Below are 20455 nucleotides of genomic sequence, written 5' to 3' on the forward strand. Positions count from 1 at the left end.
ACTTTGCAAGTTCAATAAGACAGAGAGAAAGCGTGAAAAAGGTAGCATTCTATACTTTGGGCTGTAAGCTCAATTTTTCTGAGACTTCTACGATCAGTAGACAGTTTGAAGACAAAGGATATTTGAAAGTGGATTTTCAGGAAAACCCTGATATTTTCATCATCAATACTTGCTCAGTGACAGAAAATGCTGATAAGAAATGTAAGAAGATTGTGAAGGAAGCCAAAAAGATTTCACCTAATTCTTATGTTACCATCATCGGTTGCTACGCACAATTGAAACCGAAGGAAATTTCTGAAATCCCAGATGTGGATGCTGTGCTTGGGGCTGCGGAGAAATTCCGGTTGATTGAATTGTTGGATGACTTTGCCAAGGCTCAGGAAACAAAAGTTCTGGCTTCCGAAATTCAAGAGGCAACCACCTTTAATAATGCCTACTCTATTAATGACAGAACCCGAACCTTTTTAAAGGTACAGGATGGCTGTAATTATGGATGTGCTTTTTGTACCATTCCTCTAGCCCGTGGAAAAAGTAGAAGTAACACTATTGAGAGTGTTTTGGAGTCTGCAAGAGAAATTGCTGCAACAGACGTTAAAGAAATCGTGTTGACCGGAGTCAACATTGGCGATTTTGGGATCGTTGATGGAAAGAGAAATGAACGCTTTGCTGATTTGGTTTTTGCTTTGGATGATGTTGAAGGCATCAATAGATTTAGAATCTCTTCTATCGAGCCTAACTTGCTAACCAATGAGATCATCAGTTTTGCTGCGCAATCCAAAAGATTTGTTCCTCATTTCCATGTACCGCTTCAATCCGGGTCTAACACCATTTTAAGAAAAATGGGAAGAAGGTACCTACGTGAGCTTTACGTGGATCGTGTTTCAAAGATTAAATCCTTAATGCCTCATGCTTGCATTGGTGTGGATGTCATTGTAGGCTTTCCTGGGGAAACCGATGAGCTATTTCTTGAAACCTATAATTTCTTAAATGAATTAGACATTTCTTATTTACACGTTTTTACCTATTCGGAAAGAGCCAATACCCGGGCTACCGAAATGGAGGGCGTAGTACCTAAGAAAGTTCGAAATGAACGCTCAAAAATGCTTAGAATCCTTTCTGAAAAGAAAAGAAGGAAGTTTTATGAAGAAAACCTTGGAAAAACTTTCACTGTCTTGTTCGAGGAAGATATTGAAAATGGGAAAATGCACGGGTTTACTGAGAACTACATTCGAGTAGCAGCTAAATATGATCCACTTCTAATCAACGAATTAAAGACAGTGACGCTTGATCAGATAAATGAGCAAGGAACTGTGGAAGTGCTAGAGCCGGAAGTAGTTTATGAAAAACATTAAGTATCTATCCATTCTCATTAAATAAGTTTCTAATAAAATTCTAGCTCTCTAGGTCAAATACTATTATTGATCATCATTTTTTCTAAATTCAGCTTTCCTAAATGATTTCATGTGAAAGAATCTGAGAAACTAAGTTTGGTAAGAGATGAGCCTTGGCTTGAGAATTTTGCTGATAAAATATGGGAAAGACACCAAGGGTTTAAAACTGCCCTTCGAGAGATAGAGGAATTCAGCGGAAACATTCTGGAGTTTTCACGGATTCATGAGTTTTATGGAGTCCATTTTGAAAGCTGGAGAAACGGATGGGTTTATAGGGAATGGGCGCCTGCCGCAGAACAACTCTATTTTTTTGGAGATTTCAACAATTGGGATCGTCAATCCCACCCTATGAAAAAGAGTCATCGAGGGGATTGGGAAATATTTTTACCCTTCGACCAATATAAGAATTCCTTCACCCATGGAAGTAAAGTTAAAGTCCATGTAGTAGGTGCCAATGGTGCTTCAGATAGAATCCCTGCCTACATCAGGCGAGCAGTTCAAGATGAAAAAAACCATGACTTCGCAGGTCAACTCTGGTTTGAAAGTAAATTTGAGTGGACTGATCAATCATACTCCCCACAAGACAGCTTAAGCCAACCCCTCATTTATGAATGCCATGTGGGAATGGCTCAAGAATCTCCAAAAGTTGGGAGCTATCGGGAATTTGAAGAGAACATACTTCCACGGATAAAAGAAGCAGGATACAATACCATACAGTTAATGGCTGTGATGGAACATCCCTACTACGGTTCTTTTGGTTATCATATTTCTAATTTTTTCGCTTCCTCCTCCAGATTTGGAACACCAGAAGATCTAAAATCCCTTGTCAACAAAGCCCATGAAATGGGAATAGCTGTGGTGATGGATATTGTACACTCTCACGCTATTAAAAATACCAATGAGGGATTAAATGAATTTGACGGCAGTGATCATCAATATTTCCATGCAGGTCCAAAAGGTTACCATGAAGGCTGGGACTCAAAAGTTTTCGATTATGGGAAATGGGAAGTAAAGCAATTCCTGCTAAGTAACATTCGCTATTGGCTTGAAGAATTCCATTTTGATGGGTTTAGATTTGATGGTGTCACTTCCATTATGTATCAGCATCATGGACTGTTTATGGATTTTGATAATGTTGATCTCTATTTTGACTCACAAGTAGATGAACAAGCGATCATTTACTTGAAGCTGGCGAATAAACTGATTCACGATTTTAAAAAAGGCAGTATTTCCATTGCCGAAGATGTCAGCGGGATGCCCGGACTCTCCAGAAAGATTGAGGATGGGGGGATAGGTTTTGATTTCCGTATGGCCATGGGTGTCCCTGATTTCTGGATCAAAACACTCAAGCATAAAAAAGATGAGGAATGGGATATGTTTGAGCTATGGCATGAATTGACCAACAGACCTCAAAATGAAAAATCAATTACTTACGCTGAAAGTCACGACCAAGCATTAGTTGGGGACAAAACCCTTGCATTTAGGTTAATGGATAAAGAGATGTATTTCTCCATGTCGGTATTGGAACAAAATCTGGTAGTTGACCGGGGTGTTGCTTTACACAAGTTAATCCGAATGATCACCTTTTCCCTAGGAGGTGAAGGGTATTTAAATTTTATAGGGAATGAATTTGGTCACCCCGAATGGATTGATTTTCCTAGAGAAGGGAATGATTGGAGCTATCAACATGCTAGAAGGCAATGGTCTTTGGCTGATGATCCTTTGCTGAAATATGCTCAATTAAATGCCTGGGATCAGGCGATGATTCAATTAGCTACACATGACCATGTTCTTTCTGCTCCACATGCAAGGCAGCTATTTTTGGATCCTGACAAAAAAATCATAGCATACGAAAGAGCCAACTTAGTTTTTGTTTTTTCCTTCCACCCCACAGAATCTTATTCCGGCTTTAGCGTTCATGTTCCAAAAGCTAGTTCATACCAACTGATTTTAAATTCAGACGATGAAACTTTTGGGGGTTTTAATCGAATTGACTCATCCATTGATTACTTGGTCAATGAGCATCAATGTATTCAGTTGTACATCCCAAGTCGGACGGTTCAAATTTTAAGGGGGACAAATAAAAGTTAACTTTTTTGAGGGAATAGCCTCAGTGAATATCAATACCCGAATCAGTGAATAAGTTGAAACAGTTACACTTTATAGTCAATCCAATTTCCGGAAAAGGAAAATCCTTGGTAACTGAAAAATTACTTCATACGCATTTCCCCACCTCGGAATACACTATCGATATACAATTCACGAAATTTAAAAAACATGCTATTGAGCTTGTTCATGAAGCTATACAAGCTAATACAGATTTGATTGTCGCCTGTGGTGGAGATGGTACTATCAATGAAGTTGCATCTCAACTAGTCAACTCAAAAATCCCATTAGGGATTATTCCACAAGGTTCAGGAAATGGCCTTTCCTCCAACCTAAAGATTCCTAGAAATTTGGATCAGGCACTTCAGGTGATTAAAAATTTTAAAGTGGATGCCATTGATGTAGGTAAAATAAATGACCACTTTTTTTTCAGTAACACCGGAATTGGTTTTGATGCCTCATTGATCAAACATTATGAGCTTTCCCAAAAAAGAACCTTAAAAGGCTACATCCAGGCTGGACTGACAGCTTTCTTTGAAAAGAAAAAGTCTGAGGCATTACTTGTGAAAAAGGATGAAAACCAATTTTCGATCTTACCATTTTTGATTTTCGTCTCGAATTCAAATGAAATGGGATACCGAATGAGTATCACGCCAAAAGCATCTCTGCAAGATGGACTATTGGATGTGGTGATGATCCCACAAACAAACCCAATCAACAAAGTAATCTGGAGTACTTCTCTCCTTTTGAAAAAAAGTCATTGGTTTCAGAAAATTCAAACTTTCCAGACAAATAAAATCCAACTTGAAGGCGAAGAAATAACTGAGTTTGAAGTACAGATTGATGGGGAATTCAAAACACTACTGACAAAAGAAATAACTATTCAGGTTCTCCCCAAAAGCCTTAAAATCCTCATGCCTTAACTGATCAAAAAGGAAAAATCAGTAGTGCGTGCTGCCCAACGGTATTAAAATCTCTCCAAACTCTATTAAGCTCAGTATGAGTTTTTGCAGCCTCTAAGCCAGCAAAAGGATAAAGCTTAGCATTTACTTCTCTACATTTCTGAGTCAGTTTTCGACTGATCTTACTTACCTTCTTCAGTTTTTTCTTCGAAATCCCCCCCTCTTGATCCAGTTGCAACCAAGCATTTTCTACTGACTTATAAAATTTAGCTTTTTCCTTCTTTAACCGGGATTTCCGCTTTTTCAAAAGGCTTTCGAAGTACTCAATATGCTTAACATCATAAGCCCTATATTCATTTCTCTTCCAAAAACTAGCCTCAATCAAATCTATCAAATGCTCTGTGATCCCCAGTATATTTACTGCAAGAGTAGCCTCCGCGAACTGTAGAAATGGGAACTTATAAATCGGGTCTGGAAGTTGAGTTTTTGAAGGTTCTATTTCAAAACATCTGTTTAGAGGGACTTCTTGATTTTCTACTTCAAAGGCATGGCTCCCTGTAGCTATCATCCCCATATAATTCCATCCATCGAGAATTTTCACTTCGTCTTTCTTCAGCAAAAATGCTTTTACCACCGGCTTTCCATCAGTATCTAAAACCGCCTTTCCATTTTCTAGAATTTCACAATTAGCAGTCAAATTTGTGGCATGCAAGGCTCCAGAAGCATAAGTCCAGCTCCCATCAATAATGTATTGATCGTTTACTTTATTGGCTTTTCCTCCCACAAATCCGCTCCCTGCCAGGCATAAAGCCGAATTAGGAAATACCTCTTCACGGGTTGGTTTATCCATGAAACCTACAAACCAAGCTGCTCCAGCACAAAGCGTCACCGTCCAACCAAGACTTCCATCTAGCTTGGCTAGTTTTTCTTCAATTTGGAGTGCTTCTTTTAGATTACATCCTAAGCCGCCAAGTTCCTTTGGCACAAATAGTTTAAACCATTTTTCCTCGTAAATAACTTGCAGCCATTCCTCAGGAAGTTTACCTAAATTCTCAGCTTTTTGAGCGAGTTCGTGACTAAACAGTTCTGAATTCATTTTCTCTTGAATTGAGTTCTTTTTTCCAGTCCAAATACCCAAAAATGGCTACAATGAATAGGAAAAGTGTTAAAAACGACATTAAAATTAGCTGCTTGTGGAACAGCAAAGGAATTGCAACCAAATTAGATACATTAAGCCAAATCCAGTTTTCAAGTTTTCTTTTTGCTAAAAGCCACATCCCAGCCCAGGCAGTAGAGGAAACAAAAGCATCAATCACCGGAACATCTGAATCAGTAAACTGACTCAATATAAAATATAAAAACCCCCAACCGCCAAGGGCAATCATCCAAGTAATTCTCTTATCATTGGTGTTACTTTTTGTAATCTTTAAGGCTCCACTTTGACTTTTACTTTTCCACATGATCCAGCCGTATATACTCATGACCAAATAATACCCATGCAGTAAAGTCTCTGCATAAAGCTTAGCATCAATGAGAAGAAAACCACCGCATAAAATACCGATGATTCCCGCTGGGTACAGCAACACGTTGTTTTTCCGAGCCAATAAAACTTCAGTAACGCCAAAGGCCACTGCTATCCACTCTAGCAATCTTGTTTCTTGTATCTGCTGCAGAAGCAGATCAAAATCCATAAAACTTTCCATTTGAATAATTTTAAATTCATTATTCAAAAAAGGGAGAACTATTAATCTAATCCCTACGCCGGCACTACCCGGATCAGGTGCTCAGCAATCTCTTGCTGATGGGTATGATCTCAGCCCGTAAATTTAGGGCACCCCTTAATTGAGCTCGCAATATAGAAAATTACCGCTTTCATAAACAGTCATTATGTCCTACAAACCTGATTTACATTCCAATTATCCACTTGGAAAATCCTGACGGGATTAAACAATCGTATTTCTGTATCGTTAAATAGTTATGAATGAAATATTTAAACCAGAAGGAAGAATAACGAGAAGGAAGTATTTGGTGTTATTTATGATATTCTATTTCACCAACTTACTAAGCCTAATGATGATGTGGCAGTCCTACCAAATGGAAGCCTGGCCTACCTTTTTCTCATTTACCATCGTCTTAATTGCCTCTATCGTAGTACTCTTGATTCAGGCAATCAAAAGGTTTCATGACATCGGTTTGGACTGGAAATATGCACTTTACCTATTAATTCCACCACCAGTAAACTTCATAGGATTCATCTGGCTTGCAGCCAAAAAAGGACAAAATGGCCCTAATGAATATGGTCCAGATCCCCGTAAAACGGATATCATCTAGGTGTAATTTAATCTGATAAATTCTTAATGGGAGTCTACTTAATGGCTCCTTTTTTCAATTCCTTTACGGCATAGTCAACTGCTCGCGCAGTGAGTGCCATATAAGTAATTGAGGGGTTCTGTGTGCCCGTAGAAGTCATGCAAGCCCCATCAGTAACAAAAACATTTTCTGCTAAATGCATCTGGTTATACCCATTGAGTAAAGAGCTTCCGGACTCCCGCCCCATACGAACTCCTCCCATCTCATGAATATCTAGACCAGGAGCTTGTTTACTGTCATTTTTGCTAATGTTATGACAACCTGCTTTGACAAGCATCTCTTCTCCTTGCTCGAAAAAATCCTGCAAAATCAATTCATCATTGTTATCATAATCCACATTAATGCTTAACAATGGAACTCCCCACTCATCTTTTTTATCTTGGCTTAATCTAACGTGATTGCTTTCCTTGGGAATAGTTTCCCCTTGCATCATCATATAAACAGACCAAGGTCCAGGTTTTGAATTGGCTGTCTTTAACTGCTCACCTAAAGCAGTATCCGCATGTCCAAATCCAGCCCTTCCAGCTGTATAAAATGTCATATATCCCCTTAAGAAATCCATCTCCTGCTTTTTGACATTTCTGAAATTAGGCATCATGACCGCAGTGGGTCTTCTCCCGAAATAATACTCATTCTCAAACCCTTCAAAAGACGCATTTAGGGACCCTCTGTAATTGTGAAATGCCACATATTTCCCTAACAAACCTGAGTCATTACCAAGGCCATTGGGAAAGCGGCTAGAAGTACTATTCAATAGGATTAAATTAGAATTTAAAGCTGAGGCATTTACGAAAATGACTTTTGCATAATACTCCTTTGTTTCCTTACTAATCCTGTCAACAATCCTTACTCCGGTTACTTTTTCCTTCCTTTCATCATATATCAAGGATTCCACTACAGAATCTGGTCTCAAAGTCAAATTCCCGGTTTTTGCAGCAGCAGGTAAAGTAGAAGAATTGGAGTTGAAATAACCTCCAAAAGGGCACCCTCTATAACATTGGTTTCTCGCTTGGCACTTCGTCCTACCTTGCGCAAAATGGACCTCCTTAGGTTCGGTCAGATGAGCACATCGACCGATGATGACATCTCTATCCTGAAAAGATGAAGTGATGCGTTTCTGAATCTCCTTTTCTACGCAATTCATCTCCCAAGCTTTCAAAAACTCTCCATCAGGTAGCGTATCCAAACCTTCATAACTTCCACTAATACCGACAAACCGCTCCACATAACTATACCAAAGAGCTATATCTTCATACCGAATTGGCCAGTCTACTGCAAAACCATCTCTTGCGGGACCTTCAAAATCATATTTACTCCAACGTTGGGTTTGCCTTGCCCAAATCAACGACTTTCCTCCCACTTGATAGCCTCTTACCCAGTCAAAAGGCTTTTCCTGCTCGTATGGATGCTCTTGATCTTTTACAAAAAAATGAGCGGTATCCTCTTTATAGGCGTAACACCGATTGACTACAGGGTTTTGAATTCTATTTTCCAGAGTAATCTGATTTCTATGTGGCATTTCCCAGATACTGGAAGTCATCGTGGGGTAATCTTTTAAATGCTCCACATCTCTCCCTCTTTCTAAAACCAGTGTTTTCAAACCTTTTTCACAAAGCTCTTTGGCAGCCCAGCCACCGCTAATTCCCGAACCTATGACGATTGCATCAAATTCATTTGATTTCATATTGAAAATTAATCAATGATTAGCAGCAAACCTGACCGCTAAAAGAAGTCTTAAATAAAAAAAACCTTCAATGTGCAATTGAAGGTTTCATTTATATTTTGAATTATAATTATTCGTATCGAAGTGATTCTATCGGATCCAATTTACTGGCTTTGAATGCCGGAAAATATCCAGAAAGCAATCCTACGATTATACAAATCAAGAAAGCTACAAACATCCACAACCAAGGAATCAAAAATCCTCCTACCCCAATTACTAGCGAAATCAGGTTTCCGATGGCAATTCCTAAAATCATTCCCATGATTCCTCCCAATACACAAATCATAATAGCTTCCATCAAAAATTGTTGTCGGATTCTGAGTGGAGTAGCTCCAAGTGCTTTTCTAATTCCTATTTCACGAGTTCTTTCTGTGACCGAAACAAGCATGATATTCATCAAACCGATTGAAGCTCCAAGTAGTGTGATGAATCCAATACCAAATCCTCCCATTCTCAAATATCCAGCGACTTCTTCCAAACTTTCTGCAACTGATTGGCTTTTTGTTAAATCAAATGAGTCTTCTCGGATTACTCGGTCTTGTCGGATTTTCCTCATCATACCTGTGGCTTGTCCCATATCATAATCGATCTTAGAACCATCCGAACTCAATGCAGTAATGTTGTAATTAAAATTGCCTGTTCTATCCAGTCGGCTGGCATTTTCTACAGGAATGACTACTTGTCTATCCGCTCCTTGATCTTGACCTACCCCACCTTGTTCTTCCAAAATTCCAATAATAGTATATGGTCTTCCAAAGAAGGATATTTTCTGGTTTAATGCCTCCTCATTTTCTTCAAATAAGGTGGAAACTATTTCAGTCCCTACAATACAAACGTTGTTTCCATGCTGCACTTCCATATTACTGAAGTTTCTTCCCTGCTCTACCTTCATCGCTTTAATGCTTAGGTAATTTTCATCTGCCCCTGTAATTCTTGAATTCGGATCGGTCTTCTTCGAACCCTTTTTGATTTCAGCGGATCCTGATACTCTGGTGTAAACGGTCGATAAGCCAATTGATTTATACTCTTCCTTAAAAGCCTGTGTCTCTCTATAAGTAATTTTAGGATAGGTTTTTTCTGTTACTCCTTGCTGAATTGCTCTTCCTCCAGAAAAACCCTTGTTTCTAATATCAAAAGAGTTAGCTCCCAGCCCGGAAAAACTATCAGCGATTTGAGTTTTAATTCCGTCTATTGCCGTAAGCATCCCCACAAGGGAAGAAATACCAATCGCAATGATTGCGCCGGTCAAAATAGTTCGGAGTAAATTAACGCGAATGGAATTTAATGATTCGCGAATATTTTCGATCAATTTCATAGGTTGTCCGAATTGGAACAGGTTTTAAAAATTATTGATTCAATCAATTTTAAGTATAATCAATTCACCTTGATTTCTCTAAAACCTTGGTGAATTTTAATATTTTTTCAAGGTATTATTTACTTCCCTTCTCTTTGATGGGAATCCATATTACCTCTACGGAATCTACAGAAAAGGGGTCATAATCAGGTCCAAAAGTCTCGAAATGATTCCTATCATCCAATTCAAAAGCAGAATTTGGAAGCCAGTTATTCAAAAAGCCCATCAAGATTGTTTGAATCTCCCCCATATTTCTAGCGTATTCAAATGTGGCGTATTTCCCTCCATCTAAAACAATCTCCTCAAAACCATCTGGACAAGCGTCTTTTACTATTTCAATAGCAGCGCACTTCTCGAATTCAGTATTCAGAGACAAACTCTTGCTTTGCATATCTTTTCCATATCTCTGAATGGAATAATAATCTGAAGGGTTAAGTCCTTCTTTTTTATTTATCGCCTGTCTAAAAGGCCTCCAAAGAGCCGATATATCCTGACTACCCAAAGTAGTAATCGTCTTTTTTCCAAAAAGGGTCTTTGATGTTATCTCTTCGACTTTCACTTCCATAAATCAATGCATTCTATTACCTCTCAAACCAATTTCTTTCAACACTTCGGCTTCAAAAGTAAGCCATTCCTGCCATCGAGAGTTCACCTTCTCAGGATCATTGTATTTCCTTGCTAGCTCTATAAAAGTCACATAATGACCGGCTTCTGAGATCATCAGTTCATAATAAAAACTTTGTAGCTCAGGATCTTCAATGTTTTTGGAAAGCAATTTAAATCTTTCACAACTCCTTGCTTCAATCAATGCATTTAGCAACAAAACTTCGGTCAATTGCTGCCATCTATTTCCTCCTTTTTTTACAAACCCCTGAAGTTTCATTACATACTCGTCTTTCCTAGGTTCACCAAACCTCATGTTTCTCTTACGGATCTGGTCCATCACTCTTTCGAAATGCCCCCATTCCTCAGAAACGATTGGCGTGAGGGTATCCACAAGCTCAGGCAGATCAAAAAACCTCAAAATCAAACTGATACAAGAAGAAGCTGCCTTTTGCTCGCAATAAGCATGGTCAGTTAAAATATCCTCAATTTGCATCTCAGCAATATTTACCCACCTTGGATCTGTAGGTAATTTGAGGTGTAGCATTTTCTGTTTTGTATTTTCTTCCCAACTCATATCAATCAAATAAATACCAAGAAATTCCTAAGTCGATAAATGATTTATATCCAGTATAGCCTGGAGTAACGAAATACCCTTCCTCTTTCATTAAGCCACTATTGAAGTGGTTGTATTTCAATAACACACGAGTTCGGTTGATTCTAAAATCAAGAAAAACATCACCCACAGGATAGGCAAAAACATTAAATGAATTTTGAATAAAGAACTGCTGGGTAGCTGGTGAATAAGCATCAGCAAAATAATCAGACTTAAATCTGATATCTATCCCTAATTGGATATAAACGTTGTCATTAAAGGCAGGGCTATCAAAGTAAAATTTGGTATTCGCATAAAACTTGGGCACTCTAAAGGCATCACTTCCAACGCCTGAAATCTGAGTAAAAATCAGCTCATTCTCCCATCTGAATTTTTTTCCAATCTGAAAGTTGGCAATAAGGCCAGGCATCAACATAAAGGCCTCTCCATCATTTTGAGTAGCAATCCTATCTTCATTAAAATAGATGTAATTGTTCACCCTATTGATCGTCAGACTAGGTCTCAGCCTTATTTTATCGAAATTAAGGATTACTTTTCCCTTAATCTGATCTACCCCAGTATTCTCAAAATCATTGTCCCACTGGTAGAAGTTACCCATGTAATTTTGCTGTACAGAGGTAGGTTTATACAAGGCTTTGGTATACTCCAGTTCTAACCAAGGAGAGACAAAAACTCCATTGAGACGATATGCTCCAGGCAGTAAATATTCCCCATTGGCAGTTAATGACCAGTTTTCAGAAAGCTCTCCCACCAATTGTCCTCCGATGTAAACTTCATTGAACTTATCATCTTCCTCAAAGTAAGGGTTTTGCATTCTACCTGCTCTGAATTTGGCATAAGCATTATAGAAAAACCCACCAAAAGTCCCTTTCAAACCCACTTCATTTCTCCATTCAGCAAATCTGTTTGGGTTAGTAGAAATGGTGTCACTTTGATTGTAACGTGTACTTGGGTAAAACAATGAATCTGTGGTCCTTAAGTCGGTATTGAATGTGAGTTTTTTGATTTTTCTATCAAAAATATGATAGAGTTGAAGGCCATCTTCTACCTTGTATTCATGGTAAAAATGATACTCTTGTCGAAGGTCTGTAGCCTGGGTATTTGACAACCAAACTTTTGCATCTTCATAGGTATAGTAAACGGATGTAGAATCAACTTCCGGCGGAATGATCCCACCAATTTCATTGACCAGATGCCTCATTCTTGAAAAATTCCCCAAAAACCAATACTTCCCATTTTCGGTTCTATAATTCGTATGAAGAGAATAGGAAGTTTGCTCGACCATATTATCATCTCGAGCTACCGGATTCAAAGTCTTTCTTGCTTTAATCGTGTGAAATTCAAAACCTACATTCCACCTAGGGTTGATATTTCGAGCGAAGGCTATATCCAGTAAATTCCTATGGCCACCTCCAAAAAATGCTGCCATCTCAGTGAAAGGAGATTTTGTATCGTAATATCTGTTGTTTTCTGGTGCTTTAAAATAAATATCGTAAGCGGAATATCCTGACCTCGTCCCGATTAAGGTTGGGATTTGATAAAAAACCGGTTTTGCTGCACTCCCTAAATTTGCAAGATCCTGATATTTCCATCCACTCTTCGCTACCGTGTCATAATTATGAAAATTGTTTAGGATAGTATCCTGAGGATAAAGAATCAAATTATTTCTTTTGATATCTTTTTCGAAAAAGAAAAGTGATGTTTTCGGTCCATACACCTGCTTGGTACTATCATCCAAAAGTGGTCGCCTACCCTCTACTTCTTCCTCTTCTTCACCCTCTTGGTTGACCAACTCTCTATTCCTTTGTTGGTTGTTGGTATTGGTGATCGGCCGCTGTGCCAAAGCATCCAGCGACAGGCCCAAAACCATGATGATGAATAAACCGAGAACTCTGATTTTCACAATTTCTTTCACTTTTGAAGAATTACCTGATCGATAAGTCTTTCTAGTTGTTGCGCATCTTCAGTGGGAAATTCCACTTGAATTGGCAGGACAAAAATCGGAATTTCTCTTAGAATTCCTTCCTGAGCAGAAAATTTAACTTTTACCGCATCTTTTTCCGTAGTGAGAATAACTGGATTTCGAGATTTATATTTTAGGTATAAGCTCCTAATTTTCTCAAAATCGCTATCCTGATATTCGTAGTGATCAGAAAAAGTTAAGACATCTAACATTTCGAAATGTTCTGAAACATGAGCTTTTAGATGCGAATCACTTGCGAGACCGCTAAACAGAATCACCTGAGGATGAAATTCTATTTCTTGCCCCAAAGCATAGGGCTCACCATACCCAATTCCACTGAATAAAACAGGAACATCGGTATCAACATATTTCTTTATCATTTGGTGATATTGTCCCTTTATTTTTTCATTTGCATGGTTTGGAGTTTTAGTCACAACCACCATATCTGCCCTTGAAGCTCCTGAGCGACTTTCCCTTAACCTTCCCATGGGAAGTAAATAATCAGCAAAAAAAGGCCTGTCAAATGTGGTTAGAAGAATACTAAGGTCTGCCTGAACGTAGCGATGCTGAAAAGCATCATCCATGACAACCAAGTCCACATCAGGGAAATTGCTAGAAATCTTTTGGAAGGCTTCCAACCTCTTTTCGCCAACAAACACAGAAATTTCTTTTCCGAATTTTTGAAAAATCTGAAATGGTTCATCACCAATTTGTGCCGGGCTACTCGAAAAATCGGCTTTTAAAAAGCCAGAACTTTTTCTTCCATAACCTCTGCTTAAAGTGGCCAACTTTCTTTGATTCTTTATGTTCCTAATCAGATACTCTACCATAGGGGTTTTGCCTGTTCCTCCTACGCTGAGGTTTCCTACCAAAATACTAGGAATGGGCGTAGGTGTACTTTTCAACCAGCCAAGGTCAAAAAGCCAATTTCTGATTTTAGTGATCAGATTATAAAGCACTGAAAACGGATAAAGCAAAAAAGCGTAAGGGCGCATTCCTGAGAATTACTAATTTTGATCAAATAAACATAAAAATTATGGGATACAAGATTGGAGAACTGATTTCGTGGTTGGAATCTTTTGCACCACCAGCCTATCAGGAATCCTACGATAACGCAACTCTGATCACTGGAGACAGAAAGTCCGAATTGACGGGCGTTCTCTGTACTCTGGATTGTACAGAAAATGTGGTCGATGAAGCAATAGAATTGGGAGCGAATTTGATCGTTGCCCATCACCCCATTGTCTTCCGAGGATTAAAAAGCTTTACCGGTCGAAACTATGTAGAGCGAACAGTGATCAAAGCAATCAAAAACGACATTGCTATTTTTGCCATCCACACGAATTTAGACCATGTCGCAGCAGGCGTAAATAAAAGAATATCAGATAGATTAGGTTTATTAAAAACCAAAATTCTACAACCTAAAAAGCAGCTTTTAAGCAAGTTGGAATTTTTCGTTCCCAATGAACAAAAATCCAAGGTCCTAGATGCAATTTTTAAAGCAGGAGCAGGAAAAATTGGAGAGTATTCCGATTGCTCTTTTCAAACCTTAGGAACAGGGACTTTTACTCCTTCAGAAAAAGCGAATCCAAGTATCGGAGAAAAAGGAAAGCCCGAACAAGTGGATGAAACCAAAGTAGAAGTTTTGGTATCCAATCATTTGCTGGGAAAGGTGCTTGGTGTATTGAAACAAAGTCATCCTTACGAGGAAGTTGCCTATTACGTAAGCAATATTGAAAATGAAAACCAAGAGGTCGGCGCAGGCATGGTTGGTGAATTGGAAATGGAGATGGAAGAAATTGAATTTTTGGACTACCTCAAAGACAAAATGAACCTAAAAGTCTTGAAACACACCGGGCTTTTGCAAAAGAAAATCAAGAAAGTTGCTGTTTGTGGCGGGGCTGGAATATTTTTACTCAACCAAGCCAAAAAAGTGAAAGCAGACGTATTTATCACCTCAGACGTGAAATACCACGAGTTTTTTGATGTAGAAGAGCAATTAATTCTTTGTGATATTGGGCATTATGAAAGTGAAATTTTCACAAAAGAATTACTTGGGGAGCTATTGTCACAAAATTTTCCTAATATTGCACTCTATTTGACGAAAGTAGTTACAAATCCCACATCCTACCGATAGTACATGGAAAGTACAGTAGCACAAAAGCTCGAGGCTATACATAACCTTCAACTCATTGATTCAAGACTTGATGCACTAATTAAAGTAAGAGGTGCTCTTCCTGAGGAAGTTCAAGATCTAGAAGACGAGATTGCTGGCTATGAAACCCGTTTGGATAAGTTCCAAGCTGAGATTGAAGCATACGAAGAGGAGATCAAAACCCTCAAGGACAACATCAAGGAATCTGAGAAACTTATCAAGAAGTATCAGGAGCAGCAGATGAATGTTCGAAACAACAGAGAATACGATGCCATCACCAAGGAGTTGGAGTTACAAGACTTGGAGATCCAGGTATCAAAGAAGAAAATCTCTGAAGCTTCAGTCAAAATCGATCAGAAAAAAGTTGACCTTGATGAGTTAAATGCAATCATGAAGGATCGCCAGAAAGATCTTGATCTTAAGAAAAGCGAACTTTCTACCATTATCTCTGAAAGTGAGTCAGAAGAAGCGAAACTTAATAATGACCGCGAAAAGGCCATTAAAAAAGTGGAACCTCGATTAGTTAAATCTTACGAGAGAATCCGAAATAACGCTAAAAACGGACTTGCCGTAGTTATGGTCAAAAGAGGAGCTTGCGGAGGTTGTTTCAACACCGTGCCGCCTCAAAGACAAGCGGATATTCGTGAAAAGAAAAAATTAATCGTGTGTGAGCACTGCGGAAGAATCCTTGCTGGAGTTGAGGATGTAATCGAGGAGCCACCACCACCAAAAAAGAGAAGATCAAAAGCTTAATTCTCTAAAATACCAAGCATTAAAAACCCCGGAAATAATTAATTTTCGGGGTTTTATTTTTTTCTATTTGAATGCTTGATTTTTCGGGCATTATTTTAGTATCTTGAAAGCTATGAGAAGTTTAGGAATCCTAGTAGTCATTATGTTTTTATCAGTTTCATCCTTTGCGAAAACGGATGATCCCAAGACAATTATGGTCCTATTCCAAGCAAAGGAGCTAAAAGCACTCAAAACTTCCCTTTCGAAAATCGAAGCCCATTTTTCTGGTGTGTTCAAAACTAAAACTTATGAGGGTAATTCAGTCCCCACATTGGTGATAGAAGTACCCAATGAAGAATTTGACAAATGCATGCTCGGTGAGTTTATCATCAATCTTGGAAATAAATCTCAAGTTCAACTTCAAGACATCGCATTTAGAATGTTTGATTTGACAAAGGGGAAGAACGAGCTTCAAAGTTATTTTTCTGAATATGAAGATTTACAGCAGCAAAGAAAGAATGATAAAACTGCTAAGGCTAAAGTAAATCCTTAAGGTGATCCACATCATTTCTTTTCAATAACTGAAATCCACCTTTTTCATCCTGTTCCAACAAATACAAACACAAGTTTTGATGTTCAAACTGATCCATATCTTTGAGATCTAGTTTTAAAATCAAACTCAAAAATATCCGCATTGCCCTACCGTGCATACAAACTAAAACCGTTTCACCAGGGCCGTCAATAATTTTATCTATTCCCTTTTGCATTCGGGCTGCCACCATATTAGGGCTTTCTCCTCCCGCAATCGCATAATCAAGGTTTCCTAACTTCCACTGATTCAGCATATGATCATAATACTGACTTTCATCCTTGGTCATAGGTGTTCCCTCATAATCTCCCCAAGAAATCTCATTCAGTTCAGCTAAGGCTATGACGGGCGTTCCAAGGTCTAAAAAACTCTGAATAGATTGCTGCGTTCTGATCAGTGCGGTGTGATACAATTGATCAAATTTCACTCCTTTGTAAGCTTCAAAAAAACATGCTGCCTGCTTCCTTCCAGTCTCATTTATATCAGCATTGATCCCACTTCCCTGAACTACACCTTTTAAATTAAAATCTGTTTGTCCGTGCCTAACTAGGTAAATTTTTTTTCGATTCAAGATTCTCTATTTTTGTCTGCAAGCCCAAAGAAAACTTATTTACTTCAATTTTCATGGTATTCAAGCAAAAGCCTTCAATAGAAGCGCTCAATAAGCAGAGTGAAAACAACATGGTCGAGCACTTGGGCATCGTTTTTACTGCAATTTCTGAAAATTCTATTTCAGCCAAAATGCCTGTAGATCACCGAACAAAACAACCCTTAGGTTTGTTACATGGCGGTGCAAATGTTGTCTTAGCAGAGACCTTGGGTAGCATTGCCAGTTCACTGACATTAGACCTTGAAAAACATTTCTGCGTAGGTCTGGAAATTAATGCCAATCACCTTAAGTCAGTAAGAGAAGGCTTTGTAACCGGCACTGCAAGTCCCATTCATTTGGGCAAAAGCACACAAGTATGGGAAATAAAAATCGTCAATGAATTGGAGCAGCTTTGCTGCATCAGTAGAATTACGATGGCTATTTTAGATAAAAGATAATGAACACGGAAGTTTCAAGCATTCATACGAAAACAGAAACCATCCAACAAATGCTTCAATTGGGTCTCAAATCTGAAGGCTCTTTTGCATTTTGGAGAAAGCCCAATTCATCCCTTTTAGAAATGGTTTTGGATGAATCCAGTACTCCACAAAAAGTGGAACTGAATATAGAAACTCTGGAGCCAGGATTTGTTGTTCACCCTTTTGCTGACCAAGAGGATAAAAAAGCCTATTTCATCAAAGCAAATAAATACCTCAATTTCCATCTGGACAACCCAATAGAAATAGACGAGCTTCCCGAATGGGCGAAAATTCAATTACAAGGAGAAGAAAAGCTAAATGCGAAGGAAATTAGAGACCTTCTTCTTGGGCAAACTCAAAGTAACTCTAATCAGTTTTCTGAAACTTCTGAAGATAAGGATCACTTTATCCAGTTAGTCAAAGATGGGATTCAGGCTATTCAAGATGGCTTGGTAGAAAAAGTAGTTCCTGCAAGAACGAAAACCATCAAGATCCCTGAAGAATTTAATTTAGGCTGCACGCTGTTGAGCTTAATGAATTCTTATCCCAATGCATTTATCAATTTCTTCCATATCCCAAACGTAGGCACTTGGATCGGAGCTTCTCCTGAATCTTTGATTGAAACGAAAGGGGACTATTTTTACACGATGTCTCTGGCGGGTACTCAACCTGCATTCGGAGACAATCCACTTAAAACAGCCGCATGGACTCAAAAAGAGATCGAGGAGCAAGCTTTGGTAAGTCGGTACATAGTTTCTTGCTTTAAGAAAATAAGATTAAGAGAATACGAGGAGCATGGTCCAAAGACCGTCATAGCCGGAGATTTGCTGCATCTTAAATCAGATTTCCGAATCAATATGCAGAGCACTGGTTTTCCAGATCTTGGTTCGATTATGCTGAACCTCCTCCATCCTACCTCTGCGGTTTGCGGAATGCCTAGGAAAGAGTCTCATGATTTCTTACAAAAATATGAGGGTTTTGACCGTTCCTTTTTTGCTGGCTTTCTTGGACCAGTGAATATTCAGGGAGAGACATCAATTTATGTTAACCTAAGAACGGCCTCTCTTTTTAGTGATCAGGCTATACTTTATTCCGGCGCAGGTGTTACAGAAGATTCTGATCCCCAAAAAGAATGGGAAGAAACTGAGTTAAAATGTAAGATCATCGGTAAGTTCATCCAAAATCCTCAAAGTTGATCTTAACACACATCACCGATTTAGTAGCTATATGTGCCAAAAAAGGGATTAGAAACGTAATTCTATCTCCTGGCTCACGTTGCGCCCCATTGACATTGGCTTTTGCCAGACACCCCGATATACATACTCGCACTGCCTCTGACGAACGATCTGCTGCTTTTATAGCCTTGGGTATGGCCCAGCAACTAGAGGAGCCTGTAGCCTTAGTTTGCACCAGCGGTTCAGCAGCACTAAATTATTACCCTGCCATTGCCGAGGCTTTTTTTCAGCAAATCCCCTTATTGGTATTGACCGCGGATAGGCCTAAGGAATGGATAGATCAATACGATGGACAGACCATCTTCCAAGATGAGGTTTATGGAAAACATATCAAGGGGAGCTTCCAATTTCCAAATAGCATTTCGTCTCCAGATGATCGATGGATGGCCAGCCGAATCAGTAATGAGGGAATCAATCTTGCCAAAAAATTTCCTGCAGGTCCAGTCCATATCAATATCCCTTTAAAAGAACCTTTCTACCCCGAGCAGCAGGAGCAATTGCTCTTCCCAAAAGATCCGCACGTTTTTGTTTTTGAACAGGCACAATCAATCTTAACAGATGAAACACTGGCCAAGCTAAAAAACCGGTTAGGGTCAGTCAAAAGGGTTTTAATTATTCCAGGTCAAAGTAGACCTAACTCCAAATTACAAGAGCAACTGGATCTATTATCACAAAATAAAAATGTGGTCATTGTTTCAGATACGATCAGCAATTTCCAATCTGCTGAAAGCATAGGGTATCATGATCATTGGTTAGGGAACTCCGGATTAACGGCATTACTTGAACCAGACCTTATTATCAGCTTTGGGAAATCAATTATATCAAAAGGTCTCAAACTATTTCTTCGAAAAACAAAAGCATCTCACTGGCATATTCAGGAAGACGGAAAAGCCAAAGATACTTTCAAAAGGCTTACTCGAATTCTGCCTACTAGCCCTCTCCCATTCTTTCATTGGCTAAATAACAATTTGGGTACTCAAGACCAGGAGTTCCACCAGAATTGGCATGACTTAGACTCCAAAGTTGAATCGGAGTTACCAAAAGTGCTAAAATCAATGGAATTTGGTGAGTATAATGCTCTTTATGAATCGATAAACAGAGTCCCCTCCCGATCCAAAATTCATGTTGCCAATAGTATGGCAGTCAGATATATGAACTTCTTGGGGAAAAGAGAGCAAGAAATCATTTGTAATCGAGGAACCAGTGGAATCGATGGTTCTAACTCTACAGCAGTAGGCTGCACGTTTACCACCAAAGAGATCGTCACTTTGATTACGGGCGATATGGCCTTCTTTTATGACAGAAATGCTTTCTGGCATAATTACGCGATGCCCAATCTTCGAATTATCCTGCTAAACAATCATGGAGGGGGTATTTTTAGAATGATTGAAGGGCCCTCAAATCAACCTGAACTCGAAGAGTTTTTTGAAACAAAACAGAAGCTGTCAGCACAGCACCTTGCCACCGAGTATGGGTTTTTCTATTCAAAAGTTGTAAATCTATCTGAACTGGAATCTTCACTTCAAGACTTTTATGATGACTCACTTCATCCAAAGATCCTGGAAATCGAAACTTCAAGTCCTAAAAATGAGGAAATCTTAAAAGCTGTAAAAGCTAAGATTTCGCAAGCCTTAGCCAAAGGTTAAAT

At 38.8% G+C, this 20455-nt stretch carries 19 protein-coding genes; 10 read left to right on the forward strand and 9 right to left on the reverse strand.

Going from position 1 to position 20455, the window contains the following annotated elements:
- The first annotated feature begins 32 nt into the window (after positions 1-32).
- From mtaB to ALPR1_RS14610, 3 genes are all read left to right on the forward strand, one after another.
- Positions 33-1352 (forward strand): tRNA (N(6)-L-threonylcarbamoyladenosine(37)-C(2))-methylthiotransferase MtaB, encoded by a 1320-nt coding sequence (mtaB, locus tag ALPR1_RS14600; RefSeq protein WP_008201815.1) that lies wholly within the window; start codon positions 33-35, stop codon positions 1350-1352.
- Between the two features lie 111 nt (positions 1353-1463).
- On the forward strand, positions 1464-3482 hold the full coding sequence (locus ALPR1_RS14605; protein ID WP_040302881.1) for an alpha amylase C-terminal domain-containing protein: 2019 nt from the start codon (positions 1464-1466) through the stop codon (positions 3480-3482).
- Positions 3483-3535: 53 nt separating this feature from the next.
- A complete protein-coding gene (locus ALPR1_RS14610) occupies positions 3536-4420 on the forward strand; it encodes a diacylglycerol/lipid kinase family protein (RefSeq protein ID WP_040303687.1) in 885 nt (294 codons plus the stop codon).
- A gap of 4 nt (positions 4421-4424) precedes the next feature.
- On the opposite strand, the gene ALPR1_RS14615 is transcribed toward ALPR1_RS14610, so the two are convergent.
- The gene (locus tag ALPR1_RS14615; RefSeq protein WP_008201820.1) at positions 4425-5495 is read right to left on the reverse strand and encodes an acyl-CoA dehydrogenase family protein; all 1071 of its coding nucleotides are present in this window, start codon (positions 5493-5495) and stop codon (positions 4425-4427) included.
- Positions 5476-6102, reverse strand: coding sequence for a nicotinamide riboside transporter PnuC (gene pnuC, locus ALPR1_RS14620; protein WP_008201821.1), 627 nt, complete (start codon positions 6100-6102; stop codon positions 5476-5478). The genes ALPR1_RS14615 and pnuC overlap by 20 nt, the downstream gene beginning before the upstream one ends.
- A 274-nt stretch (positions 6103-6376) precedes the next feature.
- Between pnuC and ALPR1_RS14625 the strand changes: the two genes are divergently transcribed.
- Positions 6377-6730 (forward strand): DUF805 domain-containing protein, encoded by a 354-nt coding sequence (locus tag ALPR1_RS14625; RefSeq protein ID WP_008201822.1) that lies wholly within the window; start codon positions 6377-6379, stop codon positions 6728-6730.
- 34 nt (positions 6731-6764) lie between these two features.
- Here the strand turns inward: ALPR1_RS14625 and ALPR1_RS14630 are convergent, their stop codons facing one another.
- From ALPR1_RS14630 to lpxK, 6 genes are all read right to left on the reverse strand, one after another.
- Entirely contained in the window at positions 6765-8453 is a 1689-nt protein-coding gene (locus ALPR1_RS14630) for a GMC oxidoreductase (protein WP_008201823.1), read from the reverse strand.
- Between the two features lie 109 nt (positions 8454-8562).
- A complete protein-coding gene (locus tag ALPR1_RS14635; RefSeq protein WP_008201824.1) occupies positions 8563-9807 on the reverse strand; it encodes an ABC transporter permease in 1245 nt (414 codons plus the stop codon).
- 115 nt (positions 9808-9922) lie between these two features.
- Positions 9923-10411: a GyrI-like domain-containing protein gene (locus ALPR1_RS14640; protein WP_008201825.1), complete on the reverse strand. Its 489-nt coding sequence runs from the start codon at positions 10409-10411 to the stop codon at positions 9923-9925.
- A 3-nt stretch (positions 10412-10414) separates the two neighbouring features.
- Entirely contained in the window at positions 10415-11026 is a 612-nt protein-coding gene (miaE, locus tag ALPR1_RS14645; RefSeq protein ID WP_008201826.1) for a tRNA-(ms[2]io[6]A)-hydroxylase, read from the reverse strand.
- Between the two features lies 1 nt (position 11027).
- The gene (locus ALPR1_RS14650) at positions 11028-12980 is read right to left on the reverse strand and encodes a putative porin (RefSeq protein WP_008201829.1); all 1953 of its coding nucleotides are present in this window, start codon (positions 12978-12980) and stop codon (positions 11028-11030) included.
- Positions 12977-14023, reverse strand: coding sequence for a tetraacyldisaccharide 4'-kinase (gene lpxK, locus ALPR1_RS14655; RefSeq protein WP_008201830.1), 1047 nt, complete (start codon positions 14021-14023; stop codon positions 12977-12979). Before lpxK ends, ALPR1_RS14650 begins: the two co-directional genes overlap by 4 nt.
- A gap of 41 nt (positions 14024-14064) precedes the next feature.
- Here lpxK and ALPR1_RS14660 point away from each other — a divergent pair, with 41 nt between their 5' ends.
- From ALPR1_RS14660 to ALPR1_RS14670, 3 genes are all read left to right on the forward strand, one after another.
- A complete protein-coding gene (locus ALPR1_RS14660; protein ID WP_008201834.1) occupies positions 14065-15165 on the forward strand; it encodes a Nif3-like dinuclear metal center hexameric protein in 1101 nt (366 codons plus the stop codon).
- Positions 15166-15168: 3 nt separating this feature from the next.
- Entirely contained in the window at positions 15169-15936 is a 768-nt protein-coding gene (locus ALPR1_RS14665; protein WP_008201836.1) for a zinc ribbon domain-containing protein, read from the forward strand.
- A 112-nt stretch (positions 15937-16048) separates the two neighbouring features.
- Positions 16049-16468 (forward strand): hypothetical protein, encoded by a 420-nt coding sequence (locus ALPR1_RS14670; RefSeq protein ID WP_008201838.1) that lies wholly within the window; start codon positions 16049-16051, stop codon positions 16466-16468.
- Here ALPR1_RS14670 and ALPR1_RS14675 read toward each other — a convergent pair.
- Positions 16452-17075: a histidine phosphatase family protein gene (locus ALPR1_RS14675; RefSeq protein ID WP_008201839.1), complete on the reverse strand. Its 624-nt coding sequence runs from the start codon at positions 17073-17075 to the stop codon at positions 16452-16454. The genes ALPR1_RS14670 and ALPR1_RS14675 overlap by 17 nt on opposite strands.
- A 53-nt stretch (positions 17076-17128) precedes the next feature.
- Here ALPR1_RS14675 and ALPR1_RS14680 point away from each other — a divergent pair, with 53 nt between their 5' ends.
- The 3 genes from ALPR1_RS14680 to menD are packed head-to-tail and all read left to right on the forward strand — an operon-like array spanning position 17129 to position 20453.
- A complete protein-coding gene (locus tag ALPR1_RS14680; RefSeq protein ID WP_008201842.1) occupies positions 17129-17551 on the forward strand; it encodes a hotdog fold thioesterase in 423 nt (140 codons plus the stop codon).
- On the forward strand, positions 17551-18768 hold the full coding sequence (locus ALPR1_RS14685; RefSeq protein ID WP_008201843.1) for a chorismate-binding protein: 1218 nt from the start codon (positions 17551-17553) through the stop codon (positions 18766-18768). Before ALPR1_RS14680 ends, ALPR1_RS14685 begins: the two co-directional genes overlap by 1 nt.
- Positions 18765-20453 carry a 2-succinyl-5-enolpyruvyl-6-hydroxy-3-cyclohexene-1-carboxylic-acid synthase gene (gene menD, locus ALPR1_RS14690; RefSeq protein ID WP_008201846.1) on the forward strand — a complete coding sequence of 563 codons (1689 nt, stop codon included), beginning with the start codon at positions 18765-18767 and terminating at the stop codon, positions 20451-20453. Before ALPR1_RS14685 ends, menD begins: the two co-directional genes overlap by 4 nt.
- Positions 20454-20455: the final 2 nt, after the last annotated feature.

It is taken from the genome of Algoriphagus machipongonensis (genome assembly GCF_000166275.1).
Taxonomy (GTDB): Bacteria; Bacteroidota; Bacteroidia; order Cytophagales; family Cyclobacteriaceae; genus Algoriphagus; species Algoriphagus machipongonensis.